This is a genomic window from Pseudomonadota bacterium (genome assembly GCA_039196715.1).
Classification (GTDB): Bacteria; Pseudomonadota; Gammaproteobacteria; order CALCKW01; family CALCKW01; genus CALCKW01.
Map to the genome: position 1 here is coordinate 1 of JBCCUP010000140.1, position 5355 is coordinate 5355.

5 protein-coding genes are annotated in these 5355 nt (G+C 67.1%); 4 read left to right on the plus strand and 1 reads right to left on the minus strand.

From position 1 onward, the window contains the following. The 4 genes from AAGA11_22605 to guaD all read left to right on the plus strand — a co-directional run. Nucleotides 1-1106 (plus strand): ABC transporter permease (locus AAGA11_22605; GenBank protein MEM9605667.1); only part of this gene is annotated, 1106 nt, incomplete at its 5' end. Further along, the gene (locus tag AAGA11_22610) at nt 1103-2026 is read left to right on the plus strand and encodes an ABC transporter permease (GenBank protein ID MEM9605668.1); all 924 of its coding nucleotides are present in this window, start codon (nt 1103-1105) and stop codon (nt 2024-2026) included. The genes AAGA11_22605 and AAGA11_22610, both read left to right, overlap by 4 nt. A 38-nt stretch (nt 2027-2064) precedes the next feature. Beyond that, on the plus strand, nt 2065-3156 hold the full coding sequence (locus AAGA11_22615) for a BMP family ABC transporter substrate-binding protein (protein MEM9605669.1): 1092 nt from the start codon (nt 2065-2067) through the stop codon (nt 3154-3156). 97 nt (nt 3157-3253) lie between these two features. After that, the gene (guaD, locus tag AAGA11_22620; protein MEM9605670.1) at nt 3254-4621 is read left to right on the plus strand and encodes a guanine deaminase; all 1368 of its coding nucleotides are present in this window, start codon (nt 3254-3256) and stop codon (nt 4619-4621) included. Between the two features lie 22 nt (nt 4622-4643). Here guaD and AAGA11_22625 read toward each other — a convergent pair whose 3' ends face one another. Continuing rightward, nucleotides 4644-5129, minus strand: a complete 486-nt coding sequence (locus tag AAGA11_22625; GenBank protein MEM9605671.1) for a DUF3291 domain-containing protein — start codon at nt 5127-5129, stop codon at nt 4644-4646. Between the last annotated feature and the right edge of the window lie 226 nt (nt 5130-5355).

Genomic DNA, 5355 nt, shown 5'->3' on the forward strand with positions numbered 1-5355 from the left:
CGCCAAGGGCAGCGCCCGTGTTTGACCTGCGACTCGAACCCCGCACCCAACACTCGACCGCGGCCACCTTCGCAGTGTCGGCCATCGCGATCGGCCTGACGCTGCTCGGCGGTTCGGTGGTGTTCGCGCTCTACGGCATCTCGCCGGCCAAGGGCTTCCACGCCTTTCTGGTCGAGCCGCTGACCTCGCAGTACGGCGTAGGCGAGGTGCTGTTGAAAATGGGGCCACTCTTGCTGATCGCGCAGGGGCTCGCCATCGGCTTTCGCGCGCGCGTCTGGAACATCGGCGCCGAGGGCCAACTGATCCTCGGCGCGATCGCGGGCGGCTCGCTGGCAATTTTCCTCGACGGCACCGAGTCCGCCTGGCTGTTGCCGGGCATGGTGCTGATCGGGGCGTTCGCCGGCATGGCCTGGGCCGCGATTGCCGCGTTCCTGCGCACCGCGTTCAACGCCAACGAGATCCTCGTGACCTTCATGCTCTCGAGCATCGCATTGCAACTGCTCTACTACCTCGTCACCGGGCCCTTGCGCGACCCGATGGGCTTCAATTTCCCGCAGTCCATTCTGTTCTCGGACGCGGCCCTCTTCGGCATCCTGCTCGAAGACACCCGCGCCAACACCTCGCTGCTGATCGCCTTCGCCGCAACGGTCGCAGCCTGGGTGTTCATGCAGCGCAGCCTCTGGGGCTACAAGCTCATCGTCGGCGGCGTGAGCCCGGCCGCCGCCCGCTACGCAGGCTTCAGCGAGCGCCGCGCGGTCTGGGTGTCGCTGTTGATCGGCGGCGCCGCAGCCGGGGTCGCCGGTGTTGCCGAAGTGGCGGGCTCGATCGGCATGCTGCAGCGGAACATCTCGCCGGGCTACGGCTTCGCCGCGATCACCGTGGCCTTTCTCGGCGCCCTGCACCCGATCGGTATCGTCTTCTCCAGCGCACTCATGGCGCTGATCTACGTCGGCGGCGACTTCGCCCGCCTCTCGGTCGGCTTGCCGAGCGCGGTAACCCACATCCTGCAAGGCATGCTGCTGTTGTTCTACCTTGCGAGCGCGGTACTCCTGAACCACCGCTTTCGCCGCGCTGCGCCGCACACCGCGGGGAGAACACCGCCGTGAGCGACACGCTCGTCTTCATTCTCGCCGGCACCCTCGCCGCCACGGTGCCGCTCTTGTATTCGGCCCTCGGCGAGCTCGTCGCCGAGAAGACTGGCATGCTGAACCTCGGTGTCGAGGGCATGATGGCGGTTGGCGCCGCATCCGGCTTCGTGACCGTCGCTGTGACCGGGTCGCACACCCTCGGCTTTCTCGTTGGCGCGGGCGCCGCCATGCTGGTCTCGACGCTCTACGCCGTGGTCACGCTGTTCTTTCTCGCCAACCAGGTCGCAACCGGCCTTGCGGTCGGCGTGCTCGGGCTCGGGCTGTCGGCGGCGATCGGCAAACGCTACGAGGGCACCACCGTCGACGCGCTGAAGAAACTCGACTTTGGCCCGCTCTCCGACCTGCCGGTGATCGGGCCGGCGTTGTTCCAGCACGACATCATGGTCTACGGCTCGTTCGCGGTGATCGCGTTGCTGTGGTGGGTGCTCAGCCGCACCAAGCTCGGGCTCGTCATCCGCGCGGTTGGCGAGTCGCCGGACGCCGCACACGCACTCGGCTACCGCGTGCGGCTGATCCGCTTTGCCGCGGTGGCTTTCGGCGGCGCCATGGCCGGCATCGGCGGGGCCTACCTGTCCACCGCCTACACCGCACTCTGGGCCGACGGCATGGTCGCCGGCCGCGGCTGGATCGCCGTCGCGCTGGTGGTGTTCGGCTCGTGGATTCTGCCGCGGGTGGCGGCAGGCGCCTACCTCTTCGGCGCGATTTCCCTGCTCGAATTGTCGATCCAGGGGTTCGGCCTGAACGTGCCGTCGCAGTTGCTGTCAGCCTCGCCCTACATCATCACGATCGTGGTGCTCGCGGTGATCTCGCGCAACCCGACGTTCATCCAACTCAACAGCCCGATGAGTCTTGGGCAAACCTTCAAACCGTCCAGTTAACCTACAGACCGTCCAGTTAACCCACACAGGAGAACACCATGCGAATCGCACGGAATTTATCCAGCCTGACCCTGTCGGCCGCCCTGGTGCTGTCGACCGCCCTGGCCAGCACGGCCGCGCACGCCGACAAGCTCAAGATCGGCTTCATCTACCCGTCCCCGATCGGCGACGTCGGTTGGGCCAAGAAACTCGACGAGGGCCGCGAGGCGATCGAGGCCGCCTTCGGCGACCAGGTCGAAAGCGTGGTCGTGGAGAACGTGCCGGAAGGGCCGGACGCCGCGCGCGTCATGAACCAGATGGCCTCGAGCGGCGCCGGCATGATCATGATCGGCTCCTTTGGCTACATGAACGACGGCCTGAAGCTCGCCAAGCGCAAGTCCGACATGACCTTCATCCACGCCAGCGGCTACAAGACCGCGAAGAACTTCGGCAACTTCCAGACGCGCAACTACGAGAGCGCCTACGTCGCCGGCATGGCGGCGGGCTACGCGACCGAGTCCAACACCCTCGGCGTGGTCGCAGCCTACGCCATCCCCGAGGTCATCGGCATCATCAACACCTTCACGATGGGCGCCCAGCGCACCAACCCGGACATCAGCGTCAAGGTGGTCTGGCTGAACTCGTGGTTCAACCCCGCCAAGGCGCAGGAGTCCGCGCGTTCCCTGGTGGCGCAGTCCGCCGACGTGGTGTTCTCGCTCTACCAGGACACGCCGTCGGTCGTGACCGTGGCCGAGGAAGACGGCTTCTACGTCATCAACACCTCGTCAGACATGAAGAAGTACGCGCCGACCAAGCTGCTCGCGTCGATGACGATCGACTGGGGCCCGCACTTCGTCAGCCAGGTACAGGCAACGCTTGACGGCAACTTCGAGGGCACCGCCTACTGGGGCGGCATGGCCGACGGCGCGGTTGGCGTGTCCTCGCTCAGCGACGACCTGTCGGCGGAGCAGAAGGCCGAGCTGCAGGGCGTGGTGGATGCGATCTCGTCCGGCAGTTTCCACCCCTACGACGGTCCGGTGATTGGTCAGGACGGCAGTGAAAAGGTCGCTGCTGGCGCCACGCTCGACGACGGTTCGCTGCTCGGCATCGACTGGCTCGTGCAGGGCGTGGAGACCCAACTGCCGAACTGATGCAGCGGGCAACGGGCACACCCGGGGCGGGCAATCCCGACCCGGTGTGCCAGACTGCCAGGTGCGGCACACACCGCCGCGCCTGGCAGAGACGTCCATGAGCACCGTTCGCGGCCACGTTGTTCACAGCACTTTCATCCACGCGCCGGCGCGCGGGCACATTGAGGTTGTGCGCGACGCGCTGATCGACGTCGACGCGGACGGGTCGATCGCCGCCGTGCTGCGCACCGACGACGCCGCCTACGCCCCCCGGCTCGACGACGCCAAACGCACCAACCGCCTGGTGCGGTTGCCAAACCACACCGTGCTGCTGCCCGGCCTGGTCGACCTGCACATCCACGCACCGCAGTGGCCCCAGCTCGGCAAGGCGCTGGACGTGCCGCTCGAGGTCTGGCTGCAGCAGTACACCTTCCCGCTCGAAGCGCGCTACCGCGACCTCGCGTTTGCCGAGCGGGTCTACGACGACATGGTGGGTTCGCTGCTGGCCGAGGGCACCACCACCGCGGTGTACTTCGCCACGATCCACGACGCTGCCAGCCGCGCGCTCGCCGACATCTGCCTCGCACGTGGCCAACGGGCTTTCGTCGGCAAGGTCGTGATGGACAACCCCGACCAGTGCCCCGACGACTACCGCGACGCCTCCACCGAACAGGCACTCGCCGAGAGCGCCGCCTTCATCGAGTACGTACGCACGCTGCCCGGCAACAGCCACGCGACGGTGCAACCGATTGTCACGCCGCGGTTCATCCCGAGCTGTACCGACACCGCGCTGAAAGGCCTCGGCGATCTCGCCGCCACCACCGCGTGCCACATCCAGACGCACTGTTCTGAGAGCGACTGGCAGCACCAGTACGTGATCGACCGCACTGGCAAGACCGACACCGACGCGCTCAACGACTTCGGCCTGATCGGCCGACACACGGTGCTCGCACACAGCAACTTCCTGACCGACGCAAACATGGACACCTTGCGTGAAGCCGGGGCCGGGGTTGCGCATTGTCCACTGTCCAACATCTACTTCTCCAACGCGGTGTTTCCGCTCAGGCGCGCCCTCGACAAGGCCGTGCGCGTGGGCCTGGGCACCGACATCTCCGGCGGCCCGAGCGCGTCGATCCTCGACGCCGCGCGGCACGCGATCCACGCCTCCCGTCTGCTTGAGGAAGGCGTGAACCCGCATACGCCGCGCGACGAGCGGCGGGTCGAACAGCAACGCATCGACTTCCGCGAGGCCTTCTACCTCGCCACCGCCGGCGGCGCCGACGTGCTCGACATCCCGGTGGGCCGCTTCGACGTCGGCTACCAGTTCGACGCGCTGTGCGTCGACCCCACCGCAGCCGGGTCGCCGATCAACTACGACCCGCAACTCGACACCGACGACGACCTGTTGCAAAAACTCATCAGCCTCGCGAAACGCGCCAACATCCAGACCGTGTGGACCCGCGGCGCGGTAGCCGACGCGGCCTGAACCCGGCGAGGCGCGCGTCCGATCAGCTGACTGCGACGCCCTTGAAGGGGTGGAGGCGTTCGCCGGTCGGCGGGGCGAAGGCGTGCTTGAAGATGAAGGCGGCCTCCGTCGGGCCGCAGCACCGCAACAGCTCGAGCCGGAGCTTCGACTCGGCCACGCTCGGGCGGTGGTCCGCCTCGACCCACCAGAGCGCGAGGTGGAAGTCGATCCGGTCGAACCACTCCTTGCGGCGGCGCATGATCTCGGTGTGGACGGGGTTGCGGTAGACGTAGTCGACCAGGGCGCCGATGTCCGACCAGACCGAGAGATTGACGATGATCAGTGGGTCGTCAAAGGCCTGCAGGTCGGTCGCGTTGTTGCCCTCGCCGGTGAGTCGCCAGACAAAGCCCGGCTGCGCCTCCGCCTCGGCGTTGACCCGGTCGAGGTTGTTGACGAAGTCGGCGTTGATCGGGTCATCGACCGGCACGCGAAAGCGGGCAATGTTGAGCTGCGCCAGTTCGTAGGCCATGGGGCATCGACGGCGTGAATCCGACACCCAGCATGGAAAGCCCCACCGCTGGCGTCAAGGCGCGCCCAAGGGAACGCGTCAATCGCCGAGGTATATGGGCAAGCTGCGACGCACCATGACCGCCGCAGCCCCGCCCGTGTCCGGGGCGCCGGCGAGCGTGGCAACGACATCGAAGCGGTAGGCCCAGCGACCCTCGGCGAAAAGGCGATCGAGCTCCGCCCGAATC

What these genes read in the sequence shown, in the direction of transcription:
- AAGA11_22615 (MEM9605669.1), top strand. Translation starts at nt 2,065, where the DNA reads ATGCGAATCGCACGGAATTTATCCAGCCTGACCCTGTCGGCCGCCCTG.
- guaD (MEM9605670.1), top strand. Translation starts at nt 3,254, where the DNA reads ATGAGCACCGTTCGCGGCCACGTTGTTCACAGCACTTTCATCCACGCG.
- AAGA11_22625 (MEM9605671.1), bottom strand. Translation starts at nt 5,129, where the DNA reads ATGGCCTACGAACTGGCGCAGCTCAACATTGCCCGCTTTCGCGTGCCG.